The 26082-nt window shown below is 73.0% G+C and carries 20 protein-coding genes and 1 pseudogene; 15 read left to right on the top strand and 6 right to left on the bottom strand.

The window, feature by feature from the left end; all coding sequences use genetic code 11:
• Nucleotides 1-65: 65 nt before the first annotated feature.
• Both ACIBAI_RS15790 and ACIBAI_RS15785 read left to right on the top strand, forming a co-directional pair.
• A complete protein-coding gene (locus ACIBAI_RS15790; protein WP_399034517.1) occupies nucleotides 66-1175 on the top strand; it encodes an Rv2578c family radical SAM protein in 1110 nt (369 codons plus the stop codon).
• A gap of 93 nt (nucleotides 1176-1268) precedes the next feature.
• Nucleotides 1269-1454: pseudogene (locus ACIBAI_RS15785) on the top strand (RidA family protein); the annotation flags it as partial.
• A 37-nt stretch (nucleotides 1455-1491) separates the two neighbouring features.
• On the opposite strand, the gene ACIBAI_RS15780 reads toward ACIBAI_RS15785, so the two are convergent.
• Nucleotides 1492-2067 (bottom strand): adenylosuccinate lyase, encoded by a 576-nt coding sequence (locus tag ACIBAI_RS15780; RefSeq protein ID WP_399034516.1) that lies wholly within the window; start codon nucleotides 2065-2067, stop codon nucleotides 1492-1494.
• A 378-nt stretch (nucleotides 2068-2445) separates the two neighbouring features.
• On the opposite strand from ACIBAI_RS15780, the gene ACIBAI_RS15775 reads away from it, so the two are divergent.
• From ACIBAI_RS15775 to pssA, 9 genes are all read left to right on the top strand, one after another.
• Nucleotides 2446-4251 carry a 3-hydroxyacyl-CoA dehydrogenase family protein gene (locus tag ACIBAI_RS15775; protein WP_399034514.1) on the top strand — a complete coding sequence of 602 codons (1806 nt, stop codon included), beginning with the start codon at nucleotides 2446-2448 and terminating at the stop codon, nucleotides 4249-4251.
• Nucleotides 4252-4387: 136 nt separating this feature from the next.
• On the top strand, nucleotides 4388-5197 hold the full coding sequence (locus tag ACIBAI_RS15770; RefSeq protein WP_399034512.1) for a TetR family transcriptional regulator: 810 nt from the start codon (nucleotides 4388-4390) through the stop codon (nucleotides 5195-5197).
• A 423-nt stretch (nucleotides 5198-5620) separates the two neighbouring features.
• Complete coding sequence (gene ccrA, locus ACIBAI_RS15765) at nucleotides 5621-6958, top strand: crotonyl-CoA carboxylase/reductase (RefSeq protein WP_399034740.1); 1338 nt, start codon at nucleotides 5621-5623, stop codon at nucleotides 6956-6958.
• An 8-nt stretch (nucleotides 6959-6966) separates the two neighbouring features.
• Nucleotides 6967-8994: a protein meaA gene (locus ACIBAI_RS15760; protein WP_399034511.1), complete on the top strand. Its 2028-nt coding sequence runs from the start codon at nucleotides 6967-6969 to the stop codon at nucleotides 8992-8994.
• Complete coding sequence (locus ACIBAI_RS15755; protein ID WP_399034509.1) at nucleotides 8991-9989, top strand: HpcH/HpaI aldolase/citrate lyase family protein; 999 nt, start codon at nucleotides 8991-8993, stop codon at nucleotides 9987-9989. Before ACIBAI_RS15760 ends, ACIBAI_RS15755 begins: the two co-directional genes overlap by 4 nt.
• A gap of 5 nt (nucleotides 9990-9994) precedes the next feature.
• Nucleotides 9995-10558: a MaoC family dehydratase gene (locus ACIBAI_RS15750; RefSeq protein WP_399034507.1), complete on the top strand. Its 564-nt coding sequence runs from the start codon at nucleotides 9995-9997 to the stop codon at nucleotides 10556-10558.
• Nucleotides 10559-10560: 2 nt separating this feature from the next.
• A complete protein-coding gene (locus ACIBAI_RS15745; RefSeq protein WP_399034505.1) occupies nucleotides 10561-11766 on the top strand; it encodes an acyl-CoA dehydrogenase family protein in 1206 nt (401 codons plus the stop codon).
• A 170-nt stretch (nucleotides 11767-11936) separates the two neighbouring features.
• Nucleotides 11937-12593: a phosphatidylserine decarboxylase gene (locus ACIBAI_RS15740; protein WP_399034503.1), complete on the top strand. Its 657-nt coding sequence runs from the start codon at nucleotides 11937-11939 to the stop codon at nucleotides 12591-12593.
• Between the two features lie 22 nt (nucleotides 12594-12615).
• Nucleotides 12616-13434, top strand: coding sequence for a CDP-diacylglycerol--serine O-phosphatidyltransferase (gene pssA / locus ACIBAI_RS15735; RefSeq protein WP_399034738.1), 819 nt, complete (start codon nucleotides 12616-12618; stop codon nucleotides 13432-13434).
• A 536-nt stretch (nucleotides 13435-13970) separates the two neighbouring features.
• On the opposite strand, the gene ACIBAI_RS15730 is transcribed toward pssA, so the two are convergent.
• Complete coding sequence (locus ACIBAI_RS15730; RefSeq protein ID WP_399034501.1) at nucleotides 13971-15110, bottom strand: glycerate kinase; 1140 nt, start codon at nucleotides 15108-15110, stop codon at nucleotides 13971-13973.
• Between the two features lie 176 nt (nucleotides 15111-15286).
• Here ACIBAI_RS15730 and ACIBAI_RS15725 point away from each other — a divergent pair, with 176 nt between their 5' ends.
• From ACIBAI_RS15725 to ACIBAI_RS15715, 3 genes are all read left to right on the top strand, one after another.
• Entirely contained in the window at nucleotides 15287-16360 is a 1074-nt protein-coding gene (locus ACIBAI_RS15725) for an ADP-ribosylglycohydrolase family protein (RefSeq protein WP_399034499.1), read from the top strand.
• Between the two features lie 33 nt (nucleotides 16361-16393).
• Nucleotides 16394-16888 (top strand): NUDIX hydrolase, encoded by a 495-nt coding sequence (locus ACIBAI_RS15720; protein ID WP_344605241.1) that lies wholly within the window; start codon nucleotides 16394-16396, stop codon nucleotides 16886-16888.
• A gap of 79 nt (nucleotides 16889-16967) precedes the next feature.
• Nucleotides 16968-17702: an SIR2 family NAD-dependent protein deacylase gene (locus ACIBAI_RS15715; protein WP_399034498.1), complete on the top strand. Its 735-nt coding sequence runs from the start codon at nucleotides 16968-16970 to the stop codon at nucleotides 17700-17702.
• On the opposite strand, the gene ACIBAI_RS15710 is transcribed toward ACIBAI_RS15715, so the two are convergent.
• The 3 genes from ACIBAI_RS15710 to ACIBAI_RS15700 are packed head-to-tail and all read right to left on the bottom strand — an operon-like array spanning nucleotide 17699 to nucleotide 21650.
• On the bottom strand, nucleotides 17699-18181 hold the full coding sequence (locus ACIBAI_RS15710) for a methylated-DNA--[protein]-cysteine S-methyltransferase (protein WP_399034496.1): 483 nt from the start codon (nucleotides 18179-18181) through the stop codon (nucleotides 17699-17701). The genes ACIBAI_RS15715 and ACIBAI_RS15710 overlap by 4 nt on opposite strands.
• A gap of 9 nt (nucleotides 18182-18190) precedes the next feature.
• Entirely contained in the window at nucleotides 18191-19672 is a 1482-nt protein-coding gene (locus tag ACIBAI_RS15705; RefSeq protein ID WP_399034494.1) for an AlkA N-terminal domain-containing protein, read from the bottom strand.
• Nucleotides 19673-19727: 55 nt separating this feature from the next.
• Nucleotides 19728-21650: a heavy metal translocating P-type ATPase gene (locus tag ACIBAI_RS15700; RefSeq protein WP_399034492.1), complete on the bottom strand. Its 1923-nt coding sequence runs from the start codon at nucleotides 21648-21650 to the stop codon at nucleotides 19728-19730.
• A gap of 56 nt (nucleotides 21651-21706) precedes the next feature.
• On the opposite strand from ACIBAI_RS15700, the gene ACIBAI_RS15695 reads away from it, so the two are divergent.
• The gene (locus ACIBAI_RS15695) at nucleotides 21707-22075 is read left to right on the top strand and encodes a metalloregulator ArsR/SmtB family transcription factor (protein WP_344605231.1); all 369 of its coding nucleotides are present in this window, start codon (nucleotides 21707-21709) and stop codon (nucleotides 22073-22075) included.
• A 57-nt stretch (nucleotides 22076-22132) separates the two neighbouring features.
• Here ACIBAI_RS15695 and ACIBAI_RS15690 read toward each other — a convergent pair whose 3' ends face one another.
• Nucleotides 22133-26038: a glycoside hydrolase family 2 TIM barrel-domain containing protein gene (locus ACIBAI_RS15690; RefSeq protein WP_399034490.1), complete on the bottom strand. Its 3906-nt coding sequence runs from the start codon at nucleotides 26036-26038 to the stop codon at nucleotides 22133-22135.
• Nucleotides 26039-26082: the final 44 nt, after the last annotated feature.

Below are 26082 nucleotides of genomic sequence, written 5' to 3'. Positions count from 1 at the left end.
AACACCCTCACACGATCAGTGGAACAAATGTTCTATTCTCTGGCCACTGCTACCGAGGAGGCGTCATGCGCTGGGAGAACCTCGCCGTCGGGTCCGGCCGCGACCGGGCGGCCGATGCCGCGCTGTTCGGCGCGGATTCGGTGACCACCCGCACCTTCGACGCGCCGGGGTTCCGCGGGATCACCTTCCACGAGGTCCGGGCCCGCTCGATCGTCAACCGGGTACCGGGAGCCTCCCGCCTGCCCTTCGAGTGGACGGTCAACCCCTACCGGGGCTGCACGCACGCGTGCGTGTACTGCTTCGCCCGCAAGTCCCACCGCTACCTGGACCTCGACACCGGGCTCGGCTTCGACACCCAGATCGTGGTCAAGGTGAACGCGCCCGAACTGCTGCGCCGCCGGCTCGCCTCCCCTCACTGGCCGGGCGAGCACATCGCGATGGGCACCGACGTCGACTGCTACCAGCGCGCCGAGGGCCGTTACCGGCTGATGCCGGGCCTCATCGGCGCTCTCGCCGAGCACGCGAACCCCTTCTCGATCCTGACGAAGGGCACGCTGATCCTGCGCGACCTGGAACTGCTGAAGCGGGCGGCGCGGGTGACGGAGGTCGGCCTCTCGGTCTCGGTCGGCTTCACCGACGCGGACCTGTGGCGCGCGGTCGAGCCGGGCACGCCCGCTCCGGAGCGCCGCCTGGAGGTCGTCCGGACGCTGAGCGAGCACGGCATCGGCTGCGGGGTGCTGATGGCCCCGGTGCTCCCGTTCCTGAGCGACCGTCCGGCCCAACTGCGGGCCACCGTACGGGCGGTCGCGGCGGCCGGCGCCACGTCCGTGACACCGCTGGTGCTGCACCTGCGGCCCGGCGCCCGCGAGTGGTTCACGGCCTGGCTCGGACGGCGCCATCCGCACCTGGTGCGCCGGTACGAGCGGCTGTACGCGCAGGGCGCCTACGCCCCGAAGTGGTACCAGCGCCGGATCACCCGTCAGGTCCACGAACTGGCCCGGGAGTACGGCATCGGTCCCGCCTGCGCGGAGCCGCCGCGGCAGAGCCTGCGGCCGGAGCCGGCCGGGCCCGCGGCTCCCGAGCCCACCGCGACCGGACCGACCCGGCTCACGCCCCTTCGAGGGCACGTCGAGAGCATCGGGAGACATGCGGCGGCCCGGTCGGGCCGAGCATGAGCGGAATACGTTCTTCCGGGGGTGCTCTCCGGGACGACGCGGCGCGGGCCGTGAGCCACTCCGTCCCGGGAGGACTCCGCGGGAGAACGCGCGGCCGCCGCCGGAGCGACCTTCGACGACGTCGTCAAGCTCACCTGCTTCGTCACGGACAGGGCCCACCTGCCCGCGGTCCACGCCGTGCGCATACCCGACGACCGCCTGCCGGCCGCCTCGGCGGTCCAGGTCGCCTCGCTGGTCCGCCCCGGGTTCCTGATGGAGATCGAGGCGTTCGCGGTGGTGCCCGCCCGACCGGTGGTGTCGCGCGCGCGGTGGCGCCTCACCGCTGCTTCGGGATCCGCGCCAGCGCCCGCACCGCCGCCTCGGCGAGGGCCGGGTGCGCCAGGGCCTCGTTCAGCACGGGTACGGCGCGGGCGTCGGCCAGGGTTCCCAGGCCTTCCACGCAGGCGAGGGCCACGCGGCGGTACGGGTCGTGGGGACGCAGCCGGCGCCGCAGGGTGGTGATCAGCGCGGGAACGGCTTCCGGAGCCCGCAGTTCCACCAGGAGCCGGACCGGGTGCAGGGCGTAGGCGACGCGCAGTTCGTTGGTGGCCAGGGCGGCGGCCGCGCGGGCCGTGCGCGGGTCGCCGAGACGGGCGAGGGCGTAGGCGGCGGAGGCGCAGCGCGGCGGGTCACGGTGGTTGAGGAGCAGGACGAGGGACTCGAAGGCGCGCCGGTCGCCCGCGAGGCCGAGCCGGAACGCGGCCAGTTCCCTGGCCCACAGCGGCCGCCCGGGCTCGGTGAGCACCGCCGCCAGCTCGTCGAGGTCCCCGGTCGCCACCAGACGGTCGTACGCCGCCGGCGCACCCGACTCCACCCGTAAGCGCTCCGTGAGCGATCGCAGCTCTTCGTCCATGACTGAAGAGACTAGGCGCGCCGTGCGCCGCCCGGGACGCACCCGCCGAAGACCCGCACGGACGGGGACTGGCGCGCTCGTTACCCGCAAGTTAAGCTCAGACGAGCGAGTTACCCACTCGCGTCTTCCCCGCAGCGGTCTGGTGACGCGGCCGCCGCGGGAGCAGTCGGTTCGGTGCCTCGAGTACCGCAGTACGGCCGGCCTGGGGACAGGGCCGGCCGGATCCGCCGTTCTCCGGGCGCGTGCGCGCCCCGGCGACGGCACCGGGCGTGTGCGCTCGCAGCCCGGCCGACACCCGCATCGAGCCCGCACCCGGTGCGCCCTCCCGGCGCACCCGGTCGCGTTTCCCGTCGTCACCCTCATTCCTGGAGTCCCGTGATGGCCACTCCCCTCTCCGACACCCCTCTGTCCCCGTTGCAGACCGTCGCCGTGGTCGGCCTCGGCACCATGGGCACCGGCATCGCCGAGGTCCTGGCCCGGGCCGGCCGCGACGTCGTCGGCATCGACGTCAGCGAGACCCAGGCCGCGAAGTGCGTCGCCGCCCTGGAGTCCGCCACCGCCCGCGCCGTCGCGCGCGGACGCCTGACCGAGCGGGAGCGCGCGGACGCCCTCGCCCGGGTGCGCACCGCCACCGACCTGCGCGCCGCGGCCGACGCCGACCTCGTCATCGAGGTGGCTCCGGAGTCGTACGAGATCAAGCAGCAGATCTTCCGCGAACTGGACGGGATCGTGCGGCCCCGGACGATCCTGGCGACCGGCACCAACGCCCTGTCCGTCACACGGCTGGCCGCCGACTCGGCCCGGCCCGAGCGCGTGCTCGGCCTGCACTTCTTCAACCCGGCGCCGGCCATGAAGCTGGTCGAGATCGTCTCCTCCGTGCTGACCGCGCCGGCGGCCGTCACCGCGGTCACCGATCTCGCCCTCGACCTGGGCAAGGAGCCCGTCCCGGTCGGCGACCGGCCCGGCTTCGTCGCCGACGGCCTGCTGTTCGGCTACCTCAACCGGGCGGCCGCGATGTACGAGGCGAGGTACGCCTCCCGCGAGGACATCGACGCCGCGATGCGGCTCGGCTGCGGTCTGCCCATGGGCCCGCTCGCCCTGCTGGACCTGATCGGCATCGACACCGCGCGCACGGTCCTGGAGGCCATGTACGCCGCCTCCCGCGACCGCCTGCACGCCCCCGCCCCGATCCTCGGGCAGCTCGGCGCGGCGGGCCTGACGGGCCGCAAGGCGGGCCGCGGCTTCTACACGTACGAGGCGCCGGGCAGCGGCACCGTCGTGCCGGACGCGCTGACCCCGCCGAAGGACGCCGCCCCCGCCCCCGGCCGTCCCGTCCGCTCGGTCGGCGTCGCCGGCTCCGGCACCATGGCCCGCGGTATCGCCGAGGTCTTCGCCAGGGCCGGGTACGAGGTCGTCCTGGCCGCCCGCGGCGCGGAGAAGGCCGCGGCCGCCAAGGCCCGGATCGGCGCGTCGCTGGCCCGCTCGGCCGACAGGGGCCGGCTGGCCGCCGGGGCCGCCGCGCAGGCCCTGGACCGGATCACGCCGACGGGCACCTACGACGACCTCGCCGGCGTCGACCTGGCCGTGGAGGCGGTCGCGGAGGACCTGGAGGTCAAGCGGCAGCTGTTCGCCACGCTGGACAAGGTCTGCCGGCCCGGCGCGGTCCTGGCCACCACCACCTCGTCGCTGCCCGTGGTCGCCTGCGCCCGCGCCACCTCGCGTCCGCAGGACGTGATCGGCATGCACTTCTTCAACCCGGCGCCGGCGATGAAGCTGGTCGAGGTCGTCCGCACGGTGCTGACGGCCGACGACGTCCACGCGACGGTCCGCGCGGTCTGCGACGGGATCGGGAAGCACGCCGTCGACTGCGGGGACCGGGCGGGCTTCATCGTCAACGCCCTGCTGTTCCCGTATCTCAACAACGCGATCAAGATGGTGCAGGAGCACTACGCGTCCCTCGACGACATCGACGCGGCGATGAAGCTGGGCGGCGGCTACCCGATGGGCCCGTTCGAACTGCTGGACGTCGTCGGGCTCGATGTCTCGCTCGCCATCGAGAAGGCCCTGCACCGCGAGTTCCGCGATCCGGGGCTGGCCCCCGCGCCGCTGCTGGAGCACCTGGTGGCCGCGGGCTGCCTCGGCCGCAAGACGGGCCGCGGCTTCCGCGAACATGCCAAGCGCTGAACGTCCCGGTGACTGGTTCCGCACCGGCGAGGACTGGGGCGGACTGCTCGACCCCGCGGCTCCTCCCCCGCCCTCCCGGGGCGGGGGAGACCCCGGCCATGCACATCGAGCTGCGCACATGCAGTACGTTCGGGGCATGTCCCAGCCCGCCAAGTCCTCACGTACACCAGCCGCGCCCGACGCGCCGGAGAGCGCCGCGGGCAGTCGTGCCGCCGCCCAACGGCTGAAAATGCGCCGGGAACTGGCGGCCGCGGCCATGGAGCTGTTCGCGACCAAGGGGTACGAGGCGACCACCGTCGACGAGATCGCGGCCGCGGCCGGGGTCGCCCGCCGCACCTTCTTCCGCCACTTCCGCTCCAAGGAGGAGGCGATCTTCCCGGACCACGACGACACCCTGGTCCGCGCCGAGGCGGTGCTCAACGCCGCGCCCGCGCACGAGCATCCGCTCGACACGGTGTGCCGCGGCATCAAGGAAGTCATGAAGATGTACGCGGCCCGGCCGGAGATCTCGGTCGCCCGCTACAAGCTCACCCGCGAGGTGCCCGCCCTGCGCGAGGCGGAGATCGCCTCGGTGGCCCGCTACGAACGCCTCTTCACCCGCTATCTGCTCGGCCACTTCGACGAGCACGCGCACGCCGACGACGCCAACGACGACCCGCTGCTGGCCGAGGTCGCCGCGTCCGCCGTGGTCACCGCCCACAACCACGTGCTGCGGCGCTGGCTGCGGGCGGACGGCCAGGGCGACGTGGAGGCCCAGCTGGACCACGCCTTCGCGATCGTCCGGAAGACGTTCGGCACGGGGATCATGGCGGGCCGCGCCGCGGCCCCGAAGCCGCCGGCGGCGTCGGCCTCCGCCCGGGGCGAGGTGCTGGTGGCCGTGGCCCGCACGGACGCCCCGCTGGACGAGGTCATGAGGACCATCGAGCAGGCCCTCAAGGAGCGCTGAACTCCCCTTCGCCCCTGTGACGACGGCCACCCCGCCGGGTGGCCGTTTCGGCATGTCTGGGGTCGCTTTCCATCGCTCCGAGGCCCCGTTCGATCGATCATCGCTCATCTGTTACGTAAAGATTTCATCTGAGAGCAAGTTCTGGCACTCAGTGCCTTGTCAGCTGACACGCGGTGTCATACGTTGAAGAGGTCCGGGCGATCGTCCCCGCAGGCCGAGGCCCGCGCGTTCCGGACGCCTGCGTCACAGGCACCCTCCCGCGCCACCCAGCGCTGCCGATCCAGCACCACCGCCGAACCGACGGCACACCCACCCCTCAGCACCACCGCCGAACCGACGGCACACCTCCCTCACTCAGCAGCACCGACGTACCCTTCAGCGCCCCTCCCTCAGGGCGCTCATCGCCGGAGGCACCACGTGACCGTGAAGGACATCCTCGCCGCGATCCAGTCGCCCGACTCCACCTCGGCCGACTTCGCCCATCTGCCGCTCCCCGAGTCGTACCGCGCGATCACCGTGCACAAGGACGAGACGGAGATGTTCGCGGGCCTGGACACCCGCGACAAGGACCCGCGCAAGTCGATCCACCTGGACGAGGTCCCCGTGCCCGAGCTCGGCCCGGGCGAGGCCCTGGTGGCCGTCATGGCCTCCTCCGTCAACTACAACTCGGTGTGGACCTCGATCTTCGAGCCGGTGCCGACCTTCGCCTTCCTGGAGCGCTACGGCAAGCTCTCGCCGCTGACCAGGCGGCACGACCTGCCGTACCACATCATCGGCTCCGACCTCGCCGGCGTCGTCCTGCGCACCGGCCCGGGCGTCAACGCCTGGCGGCCGGGTGACGAGGTCGTCGCCCACTGCCTGAGCGTCGAACTGGAGTCCCCGGACGGCCACGACGACACGATGCTCGACCCCGAGCAGCGCATCTGGGGCTTCGAGACCAACTTCGGCGGCCTGGCCGAGATCGCGCTGGTGAAGACCAACCAGCTCATGCCCAAGCCGAAGCACCTCACCTGGGAGGAGGCCGCCGCCCCGGGCCTGGTCAACTCCACCGCCTACCGGCAGCTGGTCTCCCGCAACGGCGCGGCGATGAAGCAGGGCGACAACGTCCTGATCTGGGGCGCCTCCGGCGGCCTCGGTAGCTACGCCACGCAGTTCGCGCTGGCCGGCGGGGCGACGCCCATCTGCGTCATCTCCTCGCCGCAGAAGGCGGAGATCTGCCGGAGGATGGGCGCCGAGCTGATCATCGACCGGACCGCCGAGGACTACCGGTTCTGGAAGGACGAGCACACCCAGGACCCCAAGGAGTGGAAGCGCTTCGGCAAGCGCATCCGCGAGCTCACCGGCGGCGAGGACGTCGACATCGTCTTCGAGCACCCCGGCCGCGAGACCTTCGGCGCGAGCGTCTACGTGACGCGGAAGGGCGGCACCATCGTCACCTGCGCCTCCACCTCCGGCTACATGCACCAGTACGACAACCGCTACCTGTGGATGTCGCTGAAGCGGATCATCGGCTCGCACTTCGCCAACTACCGCGAGGCCTACGAGGCCAACCGCCTCATCGCCAAGGGCAGGATCCACCCGACGCTGTCGAAGGTGTACCCCCTGGAGGAGACCGGCCAGGCCGCCCACGACGTCCACCGCAACGCCCACCAGGGCAAGGTCGGCGTGCTGTGCCTCGCCCCCGAGGAGGGCCTGGGCGTGTGCGACGAGGAGACGCGCGCCAAGCACCTCGACGCCATCAACCGCTTCCGGAACGTCTGAGGTGGCACATGAGTGAGCGTCAGAAGGACCGGCCGTGGCTCATGCGCACCTACGCCGGCCACTCCACGGCCGAGGAGTCCAACGAGCTGTACCGGCGCAACCTCGCCAAGGGCCAGACGGGCCTGTCGGTGGCGTTCGACCTGCCGACGCAGACCGGGTACGACCCCGACCACGTCCTCGCCCGCGGCGAGGTGGGCCGGGTCGGGGTGCCGATCGCGCACCTGGGTGACATGCGCCGGCTGTTCCGGGACATCCCCCTGGAGCGGACGAACACCTCGATGACCATCAACGCCACCGCCATGTGGCTGCTGGCGCTCTACCAGGTCGTCGCGGAGGAGCAGGGCGCGGACATCACCAAGCTCCAGGGCACGACCCAGAACGACATCGTCAAGGAGTACCTGTCCCGGGGGACCCACGTGTTCCCGCCGGGGCCCTCCCTCCGCCTGACGACGGACATGATCGCGTACACGGTCTCCCGCATCCCGAAGTGGAACCCGATCAACATCTGCAGTTACCACCTGCAGGAGGCCGGGGCCACGCCGGTCCAGGAGATCGCGTACGCGATGTCCACCGCGATCGCCGTCCTCGACGCGGTGCGCGACAGCGGACAGGTGCCGCAGGAGCGCATGGGCGACGTCGTGGGCCGCATCTCCTTCTTCGTGAACGCGGGCGTCCGTTTCATCGAGGAGATGTGCAAGATGCGCGCCTTCGGCCGCATCTGGGACCGGATCACGCGCGAGCGGTACGGCATCGAGGACCCCCGGCACCGCCGCTTCCGCTACGGCGTCCAGGTGAACTCCCTCGGCCTGACGGAGGCCCAACCGGAGAACAACGTCCAGCGGATCGTCCTGGAGATGCTGGCCGTCACCCTCTCCAAGGACGCACGCGCCCGCGCCGTGCAGCTCCCCGCCTGGAACGAGGCCCTGGGCCTGCCCCGCCCCTGGGACCAGCAGTGGTCGCTGCGCATCCAGCAGGTGCTGGCGTACGAGAGCGACCTGCTGGAGTACGACGACATCTTCGAGGGCTCGAAGGTGATCGAGGCGAAGGTGGACGAGCTGGTCGAGGCCGCGTCCGCGGAGATCGGCCGCATCCAGGAGATGGGCGGCGCGCTGGCCGCCGTCGAGTCCGGCTACCTCAAGGCGCAGCTGGTCGCCTCGCACGCCGAGCGGCGGGCCCGGATCGAGTCCGGCCAGGAGAAGATCGTCGGCGTCAACGTCTTCGAGTCGACCGAGCCGAACCCGCTGACGGCCGATCTGGACACCGCGATCCAGACGGTCGACCCGGCGGTCGAGGCGCGGGTGGTCGCCTCGCTCCGGCACTGGCGGGACACCCGCTACCAGCCGCCGTTCAACCACCCGCGCCCCTGCAAGGCGCTGGAGCGGCTGAAGGAGGCCGCGCGGGGCACCGAGAACCTGATGGAGGCCACCTTGGAGTGCGCCCGCGCCGGCGTCACGACCGGCGAGTGGGCCGGGGCCCTGCGCGAGGTGTTCGGCGAGTTCCGCGCCCCGACGGGCGTGTCGTCGGCGCCGGTGGCCGTGGCCGCCGAGGCCGGCTCCAGGCTGGCCGAGGTGCGCCGCAAGGTGGAGCTGACGGCCCGCGACCTCGGGGTGGGCAAGCTGCGCTTCCTGGTCGGCAAGCCGGGCCTGGACGGGCATTCCAACGGAGCCGAGCAGATCGCCGTCCGGGCGCGGGACGCGGGCTTCGAGGTGGTCTACCAGGGCATCCGGCTGACCCCCGAGCAGATCGTGGACGCGGCCCTGGCCGAGGACGTGCACGCGGTGGGCCTGTCCGTCCTCTCCGGCTCGCACGCCCGGCTGGTCCCGGACGTGCTGGAGCGACTGGGTGTGGCCGGTGCCACTGATATACCGGTGATCGCCGGTGGCATCATCCCCAGCGGTGACGCCGAACAGCTGCGGGCCGCCGGAGTGGCCGCGGTCTTCACCCCGAAGGACTTCGACATCACCGGAATCATCGGCCGCATCGTCGACGAGATCCGCAAAGCGAACAAGCTCGACCCCCTGGAGGTCCCCGCATGACCGCCCACCCGTCGCCCGCCGCCCCTCCCGCCGGCGGCTCCTTCGACCGCCTCCGCCCCCGGCGTTCCTGCCTGGCCGTGCCGGGCTCGAACCCCCGCTTCCTGGAGAAGGCGCAGGGCCTCCCGGCCGACCAGGTCTTCCTCGACCTGGAGGACGCGTGCGCGCCGCTGGCCAAGCCCGAGGCGCGGCACACCGTCGTGAAGTTCCTCAACGAGGGCGACTGGACGGGCAAGACGCGGGTCGTGCGGGTCAACGACTGGACGACCGAGTGGACGTACCGGGACGTCGTCACGGTCGTCGAGGGCGCCGGCCCGAACCTGGACTGCGTCATGCTGCCGAAGGTGCAGAGCGCCGAGCAGGTCGTCGCCCTCGACCTCCTGCTCACCCAGATCGAGAAGACCATGGGCTTCGAGGTCGGCCGGATCGGCATCGAGGCGCAGATCGAGAACGCCCGGGGCCTGAACAACGTCAACGAGATCGCCCAGGCCTCCCCCCGCCTCGAGACGATCATCTTCGGCCCGGCCGACTTCATGGCGTCGATCAACATGAAGTCGCTGGTGGTGGGCGAGCAGCCGCCCGGCTACCCGGCGGACGCCTACCACTACATCCTGATGAAGATCCTGATGGCCGCCCGCGCCAACGACCTCCAGGCGATCGACGGCCCCTACCTGCAGATCCGCAACGTCGACGGCTTCCGCGAGGTCGCCGGCCGCGCCGCCGCGCTCGGCTTCGACGGCAAGTGGGTGCTGCACCCCGGCCAGGTGGACGCGGCCAACGAGGTGTTCTCGCCCTCCCAGGAGGACTACGACCACGCCGAGCTGATCCTGGACGCGTACGCGTACTACACGTCCGAGGCGGGCGGCAAGAAGGGCTCCGCGATGCTCGGCGACGAGATGATCGACGAGGCCAGCCGGAAGATGGCCCTGGTCGTCGCGGGCAAGGGCCGCGCCGCCGGCATGCGGCGCACCAGCACGTTCGAGATCCCGGAGGCCTGAGCGCGATGCAGTTCGGACGCACCTACGAGGAGTTCGAGGTCGGGGCGGTGTACAAGCACTGGCCGGGCAAGACGGTCACGGAGTACGACGACCACCTGTTCTGCCTGCTCACCATGAACCACCACCCCCTCCACCTGGACAGCAACTACGCCGAGCGGACGACGGACTTCGGCCGGAACGTCGTGGTCGGGAACTACGTCTACTCCCTCCTGCTCGGCATGTCCGTGCCGGACGTCTCCGGCAAGGCGATCGCCAACCTGGAGATCGAGTCGCTGAAGCACGTGGCGCCGACCTTCCACGGCGACACGGTCTACGGCGAGACGACCGTGCTCGACAAGTGGCCGTCGAAGTCGAAGAGCGACCGCGGCATCGTCCACGTCGAGACCAGGGGCTACAAGCAGGACGGCACGCTGGTGTGCACCTTCCGCCGCAAGGTGATGGTGCCGACCGAGGCGTACGTCAAGGAGCGCGGTGGCGAGCAGCCGGGCCGCCCGCCCGTCTCCCCCCTCCCCCGCACGACGCCCCCGCGGGGCGACGCCGGTCCCGAGCTCACGGAGCAGGAGAAGTAGGCATGGCCCGACTCGCCCAGACCCACGGCCTCACGGACGTCCAGCAGGAGATCCTCTCCACCGTCCGGGACTTCGTGGACAAGGAGATCATCCCGGTCGCGACCGAGCTGGAGCACCGCGACGAGTACCCGCAAGCGATCGTCGACGGCCTGAAGGAGCTGGGCCTGTTCGGCCTGACGATCCCCGAGGAGTACGGGGGTCTGGGCGAGTCGCTGCTGACGTACGCCCTGTGCGTGGAGGAGATCGCCCGCGGCTGGATGTCGGTGTCCGGCATCATCAACACGCACTTCATCGTGGCGCACATGCTCAAGCAGCACGGCACCCGGGAGCAGAAGGACCACTTCCTGCCGCGGATGGCGGCCGGCGAGGTCCGCGGCGCCTTCTCGATGTCGGAGCCGGGCCTGGGCTCGGACGTGTCGGCGATCACCTCCAAGGCGGTCAGGGACGGCGACGCGTACGTCCTGACCGGCCAGAAGATGTGGCTCACCAACGGCGGCACGTCCTCCCTGGTGGCCGTGCTCGTCCGCAGTGACGAGGGTCACCCCGAGGGCGCGCCGCCCCACCGGTCGATGACGACCTTCCTGGTCGAGAAGGAGCCCGGATTCGGCGAGGTCCGCCCCGGTCTGACCATCCCCGGCAAGATCGAGAAGATGGGCTACAAGGGGGTCGACACCACCGAGCTCATCATGGACGGGCTGCGCGTTCCGGCCGATCGGGTGCTCGGTGGCGTCACCGGCCGAGGTTTTTACCAAATGATGGACGGCGTGGAGGTGGGCCGCGTCAACGTGGCGGCGCGTGGCTGCGGCGTCGCCCGGCGCGCCTTCGAGCTGGGGATCCGGTACGCCCAGCAGCGGCACACCTTCGGCAAGCCGATCGCCCAGCACCAGGCCGTCCAGTTCAAGCTCGCGGAGATGGCTACCAAGGTGGAGGCCGCGCATGCGATGATGGTGAACGCGGCACGCAAAAAGGACTCCGGGGAACGAAACGACCTTGAAGCAGGGATGGCGAAGTACCTCGCCTCCGAGTACTGCAAGGAGGTCGTGGAGGACGCCTTCCGGATCCACGGCGGCTACGGCTTCTCCAAGGAGTACGAGATCGAGCGCCTCTACCGCGAGGCCCCGATGCTGCTCATCGGCGAAGGAACCGCCGAGATCCAGAAAATGATCATTGGCCGCAGGCTGCTCGAAGAGTATCGACACCAGGGCTAGAAGTCCGGATACGGGGTGTTTTTTTGGAGAACAAGATCACACCCCGTCAGCGCTCTTCGACCGCCGACTCGGCTTCCCGCCTTACCCAGTTGCAGCCCGGAGCCGCTACGATCGCCGAAAAGCCGCCGTCCCCCGTCGAAGCGCGGCATCATCCGCTACGAAGGTCATCCATGCCCCACAGCCAAACCTCTGCACCACGCGACAGCCTGGCCGGCGTACGCCTTGCGCGCGGAGCATCGCCGTGGCTCCTCCCGACCGTCGCCACCGCGGCCGTCAGCCTGCTGCGCGCACGCCGCTCCGGCACCGCCAAGGCCGTCGCCGTCCCCGCCACCGCGCTCGCGGCGGGGATGCTGTGGTTCTTCCGCGACCCCGAGCGCGAGATCGCCCAGGGCCGGGTCATCTCACCCGCCGACGGCGTGGTGCAGAGCATCATGCCGTGGAAGGACGGGCGCACCCGCGTCGCGATCTTCATGAGCCCGCTCAACGTCCACGTCAACCGCGCGCCGCTGGCCGGCACGGTGACGTCGGTCGAGCACATCCCCGGCGGTTTCGTTCCCGCTTTCAACAAGGAGAGCGAGAACAACGAGCGGGTCGTGTGGCACTTCGACACCGAGCTCGGCGACATCGAGATGATCCAGATCGCCGGCGCGGTGGCCCGCCGCATCGTCCCGTACGTGCCGCAGGGCACCAAGGTCGAGCAGGGCGAGCGGATCGGTCTGATCCGCTTCGGCTCGCGCGTCGACCTCTATCTCCCCGAGGGCGTGGAGGTCGCGGTCGAGGTCGGTCAGAAGACCGTGGCTGGGGTGACTCGCCTTGACCGTGACTGATCCCGGGACGCAGACGGGCTGGGTGCCCGAGGCCGACGAGGCCGACGACGAGGAGGAGATGCCCCTCTCGCTGCGCCTGTCGATAGCGGACACCCTCACCCTCGGCAACGCCACCTGCGGCTTCATGGCGGTGTACTTCACCACCACCGGCATCCTGATCCCGCACCTCACCGGCAGCCAGGAGACCGGCATGGCCCGCCACAGCGCGGCCACCGCGGTCATCCTGATGCTGTGCGCGGCGGTGTTCGACCTGTTCGACGGCCTGGTGGCGCGCAAGCTGCGCAGCTCGCCCATGGGCGCCGAGCTGGACAACCTCTCCGACCTGATCAGCTTCGGCCTGGCCCCGGCGTACTTCGTCCTGGTGTACGGCATGGTCGCGGACGACGCGCACCAGCGGGTGGCGGCGGTCGGCGCGATCGTGGTGCTGCTGGCGGTGGTGCTGCGGCTCGCGAGGTTCTCCTGCGTCACGGTCAAGGACGGCACGTTCCAGGGCATGCCGAGCCCGTTCGGCGCGCTGACGGTGGTCTCCATCGTCCTGCTGGAGCTGCCCTTCGTCGCAACCCTGCTGGCGATCCTCGGCACGGCCTGGCTGATGGTGAGCCGGGTGGAGTACCCCAAGCCGCGGGGCCGGCTCGCGGTGGCGATGCTGTCCTGGATCGTCCTGTCGATGGGCCTCCTGGCCGGCTGGGCCTTCGACGCCCCGAGCGGCCAGCTGCTCCTGCAGACCGGCTGTGCGCTGCAGCTGGTCATGGGCGCGGTGATCCCGCTGTTCGCCACGGCCCGCCGGGTGAACAACTTCCGCGACAACCGTCGTGAGGCGCGGGCGGCGCAGCTGCCGTAGCGCCCCGACGCCCACCGAGGGTCCCGAGCCGTTCCGGCTCGGGACCCTCGGTGTCTTTGCCCTCGTGCGCACGCCCGTCAGCCGGTGTCCGGCCCCTTCGCGCGCGCCGGGTGCTCCGCCCGCAGCCGCACCTCGGCCGCGCCCGAAAAGCGCCGCGGAGGCCCGCGGTGCCGGCCTCCCCCGGGCGCAGGCACCGCCCGGCGCGTCCAGGTCGAGGAGATCGCCGTCGGCGTCCTCGAACCTCACCCGCACCACCGCGTGGGCGGGCCCGCCGCGTCGTTGGCCAGGCGCGCGCCGGCCCGTGCCGGCTCCCCGTCGATCCGGCACGGGGACAGGGACGCCCGGACGCGGTCCCGGCGGACGGGATCGGAGGCGACGGTGCACCGGACGTCCGGCGCGTCACCGGCGCATCCCGCCGGCGGTCCGGCGCACAGGGCGGCCGCCGCCGTACCCCGGCCGGGTGACGCCCGGCGGCTCCTCTCCATCCAGGCTCCTCCCCCCGCCGCACGGCGCGCCCGCGGGCCGTGGCGTGTCCGTCAGGCGGTCAGGAAGTCCCGGGCGATGCGTTCCGCGGCCCGCTCCAGGATCGGGCCGGCGTCGGCGATGCACCGGGCCACGTCCGGTTCGAGTTCCGTCAGCGGGTACGCCCGGCGGATGCCGGCCCGCTCCAGGGCCTCGGGCGGCAGGGCCAGCCGTCCGCACACCGCGACGACCTCCTTGCCCGCCGCGCGGGCGGCCGCGGCGACGCCGGCCGGGGCCTTGCCGTGCAGGGTCTGCTCGTCCAGCGATCCCTCGCCGGTGATCACCAGGTCCGCCCGGTCCAGCGCGGGCGCGAAGCCCAGGACGTCCAGCATGACCTCGATGCCGGGGCGGAAGCGGGCGCCCAGGAGCAGGGCGCCGTAGCCGATGCCGCCCGCCGCGCCCGCGCCCGGCGCGGCGGCGTACTCGGCGGCCCGCGGGCCGGCGGCCTCCTCCAGCACCTTCGCGTAGTGCGCGAGCGCCGCGTCCAGCGTCTCCACGTCGTCCGGCGAGGCCCCCTTCTGCGGGCCGTAGACGGCGGGCGCCCCCTTGGGGCCGGTCAGCGGGTTGTCGACGTCGCTGGCGAGCACCAGCTCGACGGAGGCCAGCCGCGGATCGAGACCCGACAGGTCGGCCGCGGCCAGGGCGGCGAGGCCTCCGCCGCCCGGCGTCACCGGTTCCCCGTCCGCGTCCAGGAAGCGCGCCCCCAGCGCGGACAGCATCCCGGCGCCGCCGTCCGTGGTGGCGCTGCCGCCGACGCCGAACACGATCGTGCGCGCGCCCGCGTCCAGCGCGGCCCGCAGCAGCTCGCCGGAGCCGTACGTCGACGCCGTCAGCGGGGCGAAGACCCCGGCGGGCAGCCGCTGCAGCCCGCTCGCCTCCGCCATCTCCACGACCGCGGTGCCGTCGCGCAGCGCGAACGCCGCCGTCACCTCGTCGCCGAGGGGCCCGGCGACCCGCACCTCCCGCCGTTCGAAGCCGGCCGCGAGCGCCGCGGCCACCGTCCCGTCGCCGCCGTCGGCCACGGGCAGCGCCTCGACCGCGAGGTCCGGCACGACCCGGCGCAGCCCGGCCGTCACCCGCCCGGCGACCTCGACGGCCGTCAGCGACCCCTTGAACTTGTCCGCGGCGACGAGCACCCGCCGGGTGCCGCTCACTGCAGCAACGTCCGCCACTTGCCTTCCCCTCGCTCTGTGGGCCTCGCGCATGTCAAGGCCAGTCGCGCCGCTGTGACCTTAACCGGAGGACGCCCGCGCCGTCATGCCCCTGACCAGTCCGCGGACCGGGCCGGGAACGCCCTGTGCGCACCGGCGGAAACGGGTACGTGTCAGCCATGACCACTGTGGGCACCGAGCAGGAACTCGCCGACCGCGTCCTCGGAGGCTGGCTGGGCCGGATCTCGGGCAACATGCTCGGCAAGCCGGTCGAGCACGGCGAGGTGTGGACGCGCGACCGCATCGACCGCTACCTGCGGCAGGCCGCCGCGCTGCCGCTCACCGACTACCTGCCCGAGCCGGCCAGCGAGCGCGACGGCCGGGATCTGCGCCCCGAGTGGCGCTCCTGCGTGCGCGGCCGCATCCACGGCAGCTGCCGCGACGACGACGTGGACTACGCGATCCTCGGCCTGGACCTGCTGGAGCGGTGCGGCTTCGGCTTCACCACCGAGCAGGTGGGCGACCTGTGGCTGCTGCGGCTGCCGTACCTGCAGACGTTCACGGCGGAGCGGGCGGCGTACCGGAACCTCGCCAACGGTCTGAAGCCGCCCCTGACCGCCACCTACGACAACCCGTACCAGGAGTGGATCGGCGCCCTGATCCGCGCCGACATCCACGGCTGGACCCGTCCGGGCGACCCGCGCCGCGCCGCCCTGCTGGCCCGCAAGGACGCGGTGCTGTCGCACACCGGCAACGGCGTGTACGGCGCGATGTGGGCGGCGGCGCTGATCTCGGCGGCGTTCACCGCCGGCACCGTGCGGGAGGCCGTCGAGCAGGCGCTGGCGGTGATCCCGGCGAGCAGCCGCCTCGCCCGCACCGTACGGCGGGTGGTCTCGCTGCACGAGACCCGCATGTCCTGGGAGGACACGCTGACGACGCTGTCCGAGGAGACCGCCGGGCTCGGCTGGATCCACACCGTGCCGAACGCCGCCGTCCTCACCGCCGGGCTGCTGTACGGCGACGGCGACTTCACCCGCACCATCGCGCTGACCGTGCGCGGCGGCCTGGACACCGACTCCAACGGCGCGACGGCGGGCTCGGTGGCGGGCGTGCTGACCGGGGCGGCGGCCATCCCGCCGCAGTGGAAGGACCCGCTGGAGGACACCGTCCGCAGCGCGGTGTTCGGCTTCGACGGCGTCACGATCAGCGAACTGGCGCACCGGACCCTGCGGCTGGCCCGGGCCGGGGACTGACCGCGGGGTCCGGGGGCTGGTTACCCTTTCCCGATGACCACCACGCCAGACTTCGCCACGTACATCGCGGGGCTGCCCCGGGTCCTCGCCGGCGCCGCCGCGCTGTTCCGGGACGCCGCGGGCCGGGTGCTGCTCGTCGAACCCAACTACCGGGAGGGCTGGGCGCTGCCGGGCGGCACGATCGAGTCCGACGACGGCGAGACCCCGCGGCAGGGCGCGCGCCGCGAGACGGCCGAGGAGATCGGCCTGGACCGGCGGCTCGGCCGGCTGCTCGCGGTGGACTGGGTGCACGGGACGGGCCGCCCGCCGCTGGTGGCGTACCTGTACGACGGCGGGGTCCTCACCGAGGACGAGCTGAAGTCGATCCGCCTCCAGGAGGAGGAGCTGCTGTCCTGGCGGCTGGTGCCGCGCGAGGAGCTGACCGAGTACCTGCCGGGCGCCCTCGGCCGCCGGGTCCTGGCGGGCCTGGACGTCCTGGCGGACGGCTCGGGCACGGCGGAGCTGGAGAACGGCCACCGGGTGCGCTGAGCGCCGCACGCGCCGTTCCTCCTCGCGGCGGCGCATATCCGTTCGCCCGGCCCCGGGCCCGCGTCCTACCCTCGGCGGCATGGCCAAGCCCCTTGTCGCCCTCCTCAGCGGTGCAGGCGTCTCCACCGACTCCGGCATCCCCGACTACCGCGGGCCGAACGGGCTGTGGCGGCGGGACCCGGACGCCGAGAAGCTCGTCACGTACGAGTACTACATGGGCGATCCGGAGATCCGCCGCCGGTCGTGGCGGATGCGGCTGGAGAACCACGCGCTGCGCCCCGAGCCCAACGCCGCGCACCGGGCGGTGGCCGAGCTGGAGCGGTCGGGGGTGCCGGTACGGGTGATCACGCAGAACGTGGACGGACTGCACCAGCAGGCCGGGATGCCCGCCCGCAAGGTGCTCGAACTGCACGGCACGGCGCGCAGCTTCGTGTGCACCCGGTGCCACGCGCGCGGTCCGATGGAGGAGGCGCTCGCGCGGATCGAGGCCGGTGAGGACGATCCGCCGTGCCGGGAGTGCGGCGGGATCCTGAAGCCGGCGACCGTGATGTTCGGCGAGCGTCTCGACCCGGTCGTCCTGGGCGAGGCGGCCGCGGTCAGCAAGGCCTGTGAGGTCTTCGTCGCCGTCGGCACGAGCCTCCAGGTGCATCCGGCGGCCGGTCTCGCCGGCGTCGCCGCCGACCACGGCGCCCGGCTGATCGTCGTCAACGCCGAGCCGACCCCGTACGACGACCGTGCCGACGAAGTGATCCGGGAGCCCATCGGCGCCGCCCTGCCCGCTCTGCTGACCCGCCTCCGGGAGACGGGCGGCTAGAAGAGACCCGCCCCCCGTTCGAAGTCCAGCAGCAGGCGTTTGCGGTCCAGGCCGCCGCCGTAGCCGGTGAGGCTGCCGTTCGCGCCGATGACGCGGTGGCAGGGGACGATGATGCCGACGGGGTTGCGGCCGTTGGCGAGGCCGACCGCGCGGGAGGCGGCGGGGCTGCCGAGGGCGGCGGCGAGTTCGCCGTAGGTGCGGGTCTCGCCGTAGGGGATGCGGCGCAGTTCCTGCCAGACGCGGCGCTGGAACGGGGTTCCGGTCAGGCGCAGTTCGAGGGTGAACTCCTTCAGCTCGCCCGCGAAGTACGCCTTCAGCTGCTCCTCCGCCTCCGCGAAGAGGGTGTCGTCGCGGGGCCCGAAGCTCTCCTCCGGCGGGCGGTGGCGCTGGCCGGTCATGTAGAGGCCGCACAGGACGCCGTCGTCGGCGACGAGGGTGAGGGGGCCGTAGGGGCTGTCGGTCACGGTGTGCTGCTTCATGGAACGTCCCTATACCGGAAGGAAGTTGATCGGGTGGCTGTCGGTCGCCCACAGGTACTGGACCGCGTAGGCGCGCCAGGGGCGCCAGGCCGCCGCGCGTGCGGTGAGCGCCGCGGGCGTGGACGGCAGGCCGAGGTCCCGGGCGGCACGGCGGACGCCGAGGTCGGTGGGGAGGAAGGCGTCGGGGTCGCCGAGGGCGCGCATGGCGATGACGTCGGCCGTCCACGGGCCGAAGCCGGGCAGGTCGAGGAGCTGGGCGCGGGTGCGCGGCCAGTCGCTCTCCACGCCGAGGCGGAGGTCGCCGTCGGCGAGCCGGCGGACCAGGGTGGTGAACGTGGTGCGGCGGGTCCGGGGCATCGCCAGGGTCTCCGGGTCGAGTTCCGCGAGCGCCTCGGGGGCCGGGAAGAGGTGGGTGAGGCCGCCTTCGGGGTCGTCCACCGGTTCGCCGTGCGCGGTGACCAGGCGGGCCGCGTGGGTGCGGGCGGCGGCGGTGGAGACCTGCTGGCCGAGCACGGCCCGCACGGCGAACTCCGCCTCGTCCACCGTGCGCGGGACGCGCCGCCCGGGCGCCTTGTCGACCAGCGGCGCCAGGACCGGGTCGGCGCGCAGCTGGTCGTCGATGGCGACCGGGTCGGCGTCCAGGTCGAGCAGGCGGCGGCAGCGGCTGATGGCGACGGTCAGGTCGCGCAGGTCGCCGAGGGTGAGGCGGCAGGCGATGTGGTCGGGACGCGGGGCGAGCGCCACGATGCCGTGGCCGTACGGCAGCCGGAGCGTGCGCCGGTAGGCGCCGTCGCGCCACTCCTCCACGCCGGGCACGGCGGTCGCGGCGAGGTGGCCGAAGAGGTTGTCGGGGTTGAGGGGGGCGCGGAAGGGCAGGCGCAGGGTCAGGGCGCCCGGGGTGTTGCCGGGGCCGGTCCGCGGCGCCCGGGCGCGCAGCTCGCTCGGGGTGAGGGCGAAGACCTCGCGCACGGTGTCGTTGAAGGCGCGGATGGAGGAGAAGCCGGCGGCGAAGGCGATCCGCGCCATCGGCAGGGTCGTCGTCTCGATGAGCAGCCGGGCGGTCCGGGCGCGCTGGGCGCGGGCGAGCGCGAGGGGGCCCGCGCCCAGCTCGGCGAGCAGCTGGCGTTCGATCTGCCGGGTGCTGTAGCCGAGCCGGGCGGCGAGGCCGGGCACGCCTTCGCGGTCCACGACGCCGTCGGCGATCAGCCGCATGGCGCGGGCCACCAGGTCGGCGCGCCAGTTCCATTCCGGGGAGCCGGGGGTGGTGTCGGGCCGGCAGCGCTTGCAGGCCCGGAAGCCGGCCTGCTGGCAGGCCGCCGCGCTCGGGTGGAACACCATGTTCTCCGGCTTCGGCGGCACCACCGGGCAGCTGGGCCGGCAGTAGATCCCGGTGGTCAGGACCGCGGTGAAGAACCAGCCGTCGAACCGCGCGTCCTTGGAGCGGACGGCGCGCACGCAGCGCTCCGTGTCGGTGTGCATCCCCTTCCGCATGCGTCCAGCATCGGGCACGCGCGGCGCCGGGGCTGGCGAGAATCCGACATCGACCTCACGTCCCCCGCGTCCCGCCGGGCCGCCACGCGGACTCCCTGAGCAGCCGCAGCCCGTTGAGGCCGACCAGCACGGTCGAGCCCTCGTGGCCCGCGACGCCGAGCGGCAGCGGCAGGTGGCCGAGCAGGTCCCACAGGACGAGGACGGTGATGAAGGTGCCCGCGATCACCAGGTTCTGCAGCACCAGCCGGCGGGCGGTGCGGGACAGCCGGACGACCGCGGGCACGGCCGTCAGTTCGTCGCGCACCACGACCGCGTCCGCCGTCTCCAGCGCCAGGTCGGAGCCCGCGCGGCCCATGGCGACGCCGGCGTGCGCGGCGGCGAGGGCGGGCGCGTCGTTGACGCCGTCGCCGACGAAGAGCACCTTGCGGCCGGCCCGCTCCAGGTCCCGTACGGCGTTCACCTTGTCCTCGGGCAGGAGCTCGGCGCGGACGTCGGTGATGCCGGTGGCGGCGGCGACGCGGGCGGCGGCGCGGGCGTTGTCGCCGGTGAGCAGGGCGGGGGCGGTGCCGCTCAGGGCGGTGAGCGCGGCGGCGGCCGCGGCGGCGTCGGGGCGCAGGCGGTCGGTGAGGGCGAGGGTGCCGACGGGGGTGCCGTCGCGCGTGACCTGGACGACGGTCGCGTCGCTGTCGGTGTCCGCCCGGCCGACGCCCACCACCCGGCCGTCGACGGTGGCCGTCACGCCGCGTCCCGGTGCGGCCGTGAAGTCCTCGGCGGCGGCGATCGGCAGGTCGCGGGCGCGGGCGGCGGCCACGATCGCGCGGGCCAGCGGGTGCTCGCTGGGGTGCTCGGCCGCGGCGGCCAGCGCCAGCAGGGCGTCCTCGTCGAGGCCGGAGCCCGGCAGCGGGCGGACGGCCGTCACCTCGGGGGTGCCCTCGGTGAGGGTGCCGGTCTTGTCCAGGGCGGCGGTGTCGATCTCGCCGAGGCGTTCCATCGCGACGGCCGACTTCACCAGCACGCCGTGCCGGCCGGCGTTGGCGATGGCGGACAGCAGGGGCGGCATGGTGGCGAGGACGACCGCGCACGGGGAGGCGACGATCATGAAGGTCATGGCCCGCAGCAGCGCGTCCGCGAGGTCGGCGCCGAAGGCGAGGGGGACGCCGAAGACGGCGAGGGTGGCGACCACCACGCCGACCGCGTACCGCTGCTCGATCTTCTCGATGAACAACTGGGTCGGGGCCTTGGTGCGGGAGGCCTCCTCGACCAGGGTGACGATGCGGGCGATCACGGAGTCGGCCGGGTCGCGGTCGACGCGGACGCGCAGGGCGCCGGTGCCGTTGAGGGTGCCGGCGAAGACCTCGTCGCCGGGGTTCTTGACGACCGGGAGGGACTCGCCGGTGATGGTCGCCTGGTCGGCCTCGCTGGTGCCGTGGACGACGGTCCCGTCGGCGCCGATGCGCTCGCCGGGGCGGACCAGCAGCACGTCGCCGACGGCGAGGTCGGCGGTCGGGACGGTCTCCTCGCCGTCGGCGGTGAGCCGGGTCGCGGTGGTGGGGGCGAGGTCGAGCAGGCCGCGCACGGAGTCGGCGGTGCGGGCGGTGGCCAGCGCTTCCAGGGCGCCGGAGGTGGCGAAGATGACGATCAGCAGGGCGCCGTCGAGGACCTGTCCGATCGCGGCCGCGCCCAGTGCCGCGACGATCATCAGCAGGTCGACGTCGAGGGTCTTCTCCTTGAGCGCCCGCAGGCCCTCCAGCGCGGGTTCCCAGCCGCCGGCGGCGTAGGCGAGGGCGTACAGCGGCCCGTACGCCCAGGCGGGAGCGCCGGCGAGGTCGAGGGCGAGGCCGAGCAGGAACGCCACCAGCGCCGCGAGCGCCCAGCGGGCCTCGGGCAGGGCGAGCAGGCGGGTGCGGCGGCGGGGCGCCGGCCGGGCGGACGCGGGGACGGGGGCGGGAGCGAGAGTCGTGGACACGCGCCTCACCATACAGGAACACATGAAGACTCATTCATCTGTTCATATGTGATGGGTAGGATGGGGCCATGGGTCATGGAGCCGTCATCCCCGCGCAGGACGCCGCCGAGCGGGTCCGCCTGGACGCGGACAACGTCGCGAAGGTCGCCACCACGCTCCAGGCCCTGTCCACCCCCTCCCGGCTGCTGATCCTGGCGCGGCTGCGCGAAGGTCCGCTGCCGGCCACGGAACTGGCGGCGGAGGTGGGCATGGAGCAGTCGGCGTGCTCGCACCAGCTGCGGCTGCTGCGCAACCTGGGTCTCGTGGTGGGCGAGCGCCGCGGCCGGTCGGTCGTCTACGCGCTGCACGACCACCATGTCGCCGAGCTGCTCGACCAGGCCGTGTACCACGTGGAGCACCTGCGGCTGGGGATCAGCGACGCCGCCGAGGCCGAGTGAGACGCCGGTGCGGGGCCGGGCGCTTCCGCTCCCGGCCCCGCACCGCGTACCGCTCCCCTACCGCGTCGCGGTCGGCCGCCGCGAGACCGCCGTCGCCGCGCGGACGTCGGTCAGCGGGCGCAGCCGGTAGCTGTAGGTGTACGCGCGGTCGGCGAACAGCTTGTACTCGTCGTGGGTGTGGGCGCCCCAGCTGTTGTCGCCGCCCACGCCCGTCTGCCGGTGGTTCAGCCGCAGCACGACCTCCTCGCGCGGGGTGAGCTGGTAGTCGTGGCGCGCCCCGGCGGACAGGTCCTCCGGGGTGAAGTGCGAGGCGTTGACCTCCAGCAGCGGCTCGCCCGAGACGAGCAGTCCGACGCCGTCGCGGTCGGTGAGGGCCGCCCAGCGCACGTCCGTCTTGTTGCCGTTCTCCTGCGGGCGGATGTAGGGGGTCCACTGCCCGGAGACGGTCCCCGAGTACCGGCCGACGTCGGTGCCGGTGTTGCGGTCCCAGTGGTTCTCCTCGGGGCCCCGGCCGTAGTAGTGCAGGTGCTCCAGGCGGCCCGGCAGGAACAGCAGGGTGCCGACCTCCGGGAGGTACGGCAGGCTCGGCGCGCCCGGGCGCAGGGTGAAGTCCACCTTGACCTCGGCGTTGCCGAAGACCGTGTAGGTGAGGGTGTACGCCGACTCGACCGTGGTGGGCAGGGTGCCGCCGACCTCGATCTCCACGGCCCGGTCGCGCAGGGCGCGCACGGTGACGCCGGTGACCTTCCGGCGGGCGCCGGCGTCGCGCCAGGTCTGGTTGCGGACGTGCTGGCCGTTGCCCCGGTCGTTGTCGGTGGGCGCCCGCCAGAAGTTCGGCACGGGCCCCGCGGTGACCAGCCGGACGCCCGCGGCCTCGTACGACGTGAGGGCGCCGCTGCGCTTGTCCACGGTGAGCGAGAAGTCCGCGCCGCGCACCGTGACCTCCCGGTCGCCGTCGTCGTGGCGCAGGGCGGGCACGTCCGCCAGCGGGACGGGGGTGACGGCCGGGACGTCGGCTGCGAGCGGGATCTGGGCCCGGGCCACCTCGAACCCGGCCTTCGCCCACGCGCTGGGCTCCTTGGTGGTGAACGACAGGTTCAGGAAGAACTCGGTGCCCGGCGCCGGGTCGTCCGGCAGCCGCACGGGCACCGTGACGTCCTTGGCGGACAGGGGAGGCACGTCCAGCTGCTCGCGGGTCAGCCTGCCGCGCCGCACGACCTCGCCGTCGGCGACCAGGGACCAGTGGCCGTCGAACTCGCGGAGGCCGGTGAACAGGTACTCGTTGGTGAGGGTGACCGCGCCCGGGGCGCCGCCCCGGACCGGGGTGGCGTGGATCGCCTGGTAGACGCGTTTGACCTCGGCGGCCTTGCCGGTGTGGCCGCGGTCGGCGGTGACGATGCCGTCCGCGACGAAGTTGCCGTCGTTGGGGTTGTCGCCCCAGTCGCCGCCGTAGGCGAGGAACGTCTTCTCGCGCGGCCGCTGCCGGGTGACCTTGGCGGTGGCCGCGTCGAACCAGAACCGGACGCCGTCGTCGCCGGGGCCGCGGCTGTCGGAGGCCAGTTCGGCGGCGCTCAGGGCGCGGGCGTGGACGCGGGCCCGGCGGACGGTGCCGCTGAACTCGCGGGTCTGGTTGTCGGCGTCGGTGGCGAGCGCGAGGGGCGCGGTGGTGGCGTCCGGGCGCCGGGTGGTGGTGCGGGTGGCCCGCACCACGCCGTCGACGTGGAGGGTCAGGGTGCCCGCGTCCGCGTCGAAGACGCCCGCGACGTGGTGCTCGCGGCCGGTCCAGTCGTCCGGCAGCGGCCAGCTCGCGGTGATCCACTGGCCGCCGCCGTGGATGAAGAACTCCAGGTTCCGGTCGGTCTGTTTGAGGGCGTACTGGGTGTCGCCCTTGGTCAGGATGGGCTGGTGATAGCCCGTCACGTGCGGGGTGACCCAGGCCTCCAGGGTGAGCGAGCCGGTGAGGTCCAGGCGCGGGTCGCGGGCGAAGACGGTGCCGCCGGACAGGCCCGCGGCGCGGTCGAAGGTGCCGCCCGGGGCGAGGATCTCGCCGCGCAGCCCGCCCGGCCCGGTCTCGGTCAGCAGGATGCGCGCCGGGGCGGGCCAGGTCAGGGACTGGTCGGCGAAGTCCCAGATCCAGCCGCCCTGGAGGACGTCGTGGCGGCGGACGACGTCCCAGTACTTGCGGAAGTTGCCGTTGGAGTTCCCCATCGCGTGGGAGTACTCGATCATCACGTACGGCCGGGTGTCGGAGGTGTCCTTCGCCCGCTGCTCGACGCGCTGGGGCGTCTCGTACATCTCCGAGCGGATGTCGCTGATCCCGGGGCGGTCGTCGCCCTCGTACTGGATGACGCGGGTGGGGTCGTAGGAGCGGATCCAGTCGTGCATGGCGGTGAAGGTGGAGCCGCCGCCCGCCTCGTTGCCGAGGGACCAGACGACCACCGAGGCGTGGTTCTTGTCGCGGTGGACCATGTTCTGGGCGCGGGCCACGCAGGCCCGGGTCCACTCGGGGTGGTCGCCCGGGTACTCGTCGCGGATGCCGTGGGTCTCCAGGTTGGTCTCGTCGACCAGGTAGAGGCCGTAGGCGTCGGCGAGCTCGTACCACAGCGGGTTGTTCGGGTAGTGCGAGGTGCGGACGGAGTTGATGTTCATCCGCTTGATGATCTCGATGTCCCGGACCAGGTCCGCGCGGGTGAGCGCGGTGCCGCGGTCCGGGTGCATCTCGTGCCGGTTGGTGCCGCGGAAGGAGACCGGCTTGCCGTTGATGCGCATCAGCCCGTCCCGGAGCGCGAACTCGCGCAGGCCGACCCGGTGCGAGAGGGTCTCGGTCACCCTGCCCGCCGGGTCGCGCAGCCGCAGGACGGCGGTGTAGAGGTAGGGGTGCTCGGCCGACCAGAGCTTCGGGTCGGGCACCGGCCGGGCGGCCCGTACGGTCGCGTCCTCGCCGGTGGCCGCGACGTCCGCGTGCTGCCGCAGCGGGCGGGACCAGACCGGGTGGCCGTCGGCGTCGTAGAGCTGGGTCTCGACCGTGTACCGTCCGGCGCCCTCGCCGCCGTAGGCGCGCACGCTCGCCGTCACCGACAGCTCGGCGGCGGTGTGGTCGTCGCTCAGCGGGGTGTCCAGCTTGAAGTCGCGCAGGTGCACCGCCGGGGTGGAGTACAGGTAGACCGAGCGGAAGATGCCGCTCAGCCGGATCATGTCCTGGTCCTCCAGCCAGTCGCCGTCGGAGTAGCGGTAGACCTCCACCGCGATCCGGTTGGTGCCGGGCTTCAGGTGCTCGGTGATGTCGTACTCGGCGGGCGTGTAGGAGTCCTCGCTGTAGCCCACCGGCTCACCGTTGATCCACACGTAGTGGGCCGACTTGACGCCCTCGAAGTGCAGGAACGTCCGCCGTCCGGCCCAGCCGCGCGGCACCGTGAAGGTGCGCCGGTACTGGCCCACGGGGTTGTGGCGGGTCGGCGCGGCCGGCGGCTGCGGGTCCTCGCCCAGGCCGTTGGGGCCCCAGTACGGGTAGGTGATGTTGAGGTAGATCGGGCGGTCGTACCCGTGCAGCTGCCACACGGAGGGGACCGGGATGGTGTCCCAGCCGCTGTCGTCGAGGTCGGTGCGGTGGAAGTCGGGGTCCCGGTCCTCGGGGCGGTCCGCGTGGGCGAACTTCCATCTGCCGTCGAGGCTCAGCCGGTACGGGGAGCGGGTGCGGTCGGCGGCCAGGGCCTGGCCGAGGTCCGCGTACGGCATGAGGGTGGTGTGCGGCGGCTCGGTGCCGAGCCGGAAGACGCCGATGTCGTTCCACTCCGGGGCGTTGTCCGCCGCCGTGCGCCGGCCGGCCGGACGGGCCGCGGCGGACGGCGCGGACAGGGCGAGCGCGCCCAGCGCGGCGGTTCCCCCCTCCAGCAGGCGGCGGCGGCTGACGGCCGGCCGGGAGCGGGCCGGGCCCTCGGCGGGTGACACGTGCGGGTGCGGCATGACCGTGACCTTCCTCGAAACGACAGCGCGCTGCGGGCGCCGGC

Origin of the sequence: Streptomyces sp. NPDC051041, assembly GCF_044456065.1 — a bacterium.
GTDB classification, from domain to species: Bacteria; Actinomycetota; Actinomycetes; order Streptomycetales; family Streptomycetaceae; genus Streptomyces; species Streptomyces glaucus.
Note: the sequence above shows the minus strand (reverse complement) of the source record. Positions and strands in the feature narration are given on the sequence as shown.

Bases quoted from the DNA above. Each gene is read 5' to 3' on its own strand.
- ACIBAI_RS15705 (WP_399034494.1), bottom strand. From the start codon at position 19,672: ATGCGGAAGGGGATGCACACCGACACGGAGCGCTGCGTGCGCGCCGTC.
- ACIBAI_RS15725 (WP_399034499.1), top strand. From the start codon at position 15,287: ATGACCACTGTGGGCACCGAGCAGGAACTCGCCGACCGCGTCCTCGGA.
- ACIBAI_RS15720 (WP_344605241.1), top strand. From the start codon at position 16,394: ATGACCACCACGCCAGACTTCGCCACGTACATCGCGGGGCTGCCCCGG.
- ACIBAI_RS15690 (WP_399034490.1), bottom strand. From the start codon at position 26,038: ATGCCGCACCCGCACGTGTCACCCGCCGAGGGCCCGGCCCGCTCCCGG.
- ACIBAI_RS15715 (WP_399034498.1), top strand. From the start codon at position 16,968: ATGGCCAAGCCCCTTGTCGCCCTCCTCAGCGGTGCAGGCGTCTCCACC.
- ACIBAI_RS15780 (WP_399034516.1), bottom strand. From the start codon at position 2,067: ATGGACGAAGAGCTGCGATCGCTCACGGAGCGCTTACGGGTGGAGTCG.
- ACIBAI_RS15790 (WP_399034517.1), top strand. From the start codon at position 66: ATGCGCTGGGAGAACCTCGCCGTCGGGTCCGGCCGCGACCGGGCGGCC.
- ACIBAI_RS15710 (WP_399034496.1), bottom strand. From the start codon at position 18,181: ATGAAGCAGCACACCGTGACCGACAGCCCCTACGGCCCCCTCACCCTC.
- ACIBAI_RS15745 (WP_399034505.1), top strand. From the start codon at position 10,561: ATGGCCCGACTCGCCCAGACCCACGGCCTCACGGACGTCCAGCAGGAG.
- ACIBAI_RS15775 (WP_399034514.1), top strand. From the start codon at position 2,446: ATGGCCACTCCCCTCTCCGACACCCCTCTGTCCCCGTTGCAGACCGTC.
- ACIBAI_RS15740 (WP_399034503.1), top strand. From the start codon at position 11,937: ATGCCCCACAGCCAAACCTCTGCACCACGCGACAGCCTGGCCGGCGTA.
- ACIBAI_RS15695 (WP_344605231.1), top strand. From the start codon at position 21,707: ATGGGTCATGGAGCCGTCATCCCCGCGCAGGACGCCGCCGAGCGGGTC.
- ACIBAI_RS15760 (WP_399034511.1), top strand. From the start codon at position 6,967: ATGAGTGAGCGTCAGAAGGACCGGCCGTGGCTCATGCGCACCTACGCC.
- ACIBAI_RS15700 (WP_399034492.1), bottom strand. From the start codon at position 21,650: ATGGTGAGGCGCGTGTCCACGACTCTCGCTCCCGCCCCCGTCCCCGCG.
- ACIBAI_RS15770 (WP_399034512.1), top strand. From the start codon at position 4,388: ATGTCCCAGCCCGCCAAGTCCTCACGTACACCAGCCGCGCCCGACGCG.
- ACIBAI_RS15755 (WP_399034509.1), top strand. From the start codon at position 8,991: ATGACCGCCCACCCGTCGCCCGCCGCCCCTCCCGCCGGCGGCTCCTTC.
- ACIBAI_RS15750 (WP_399034507.1), top strand. From the start codon at position 9,995: ATGCAGTTCGGACGCACCTACGAGGAGTTCGAGGTCGGGGCGGTGTAC.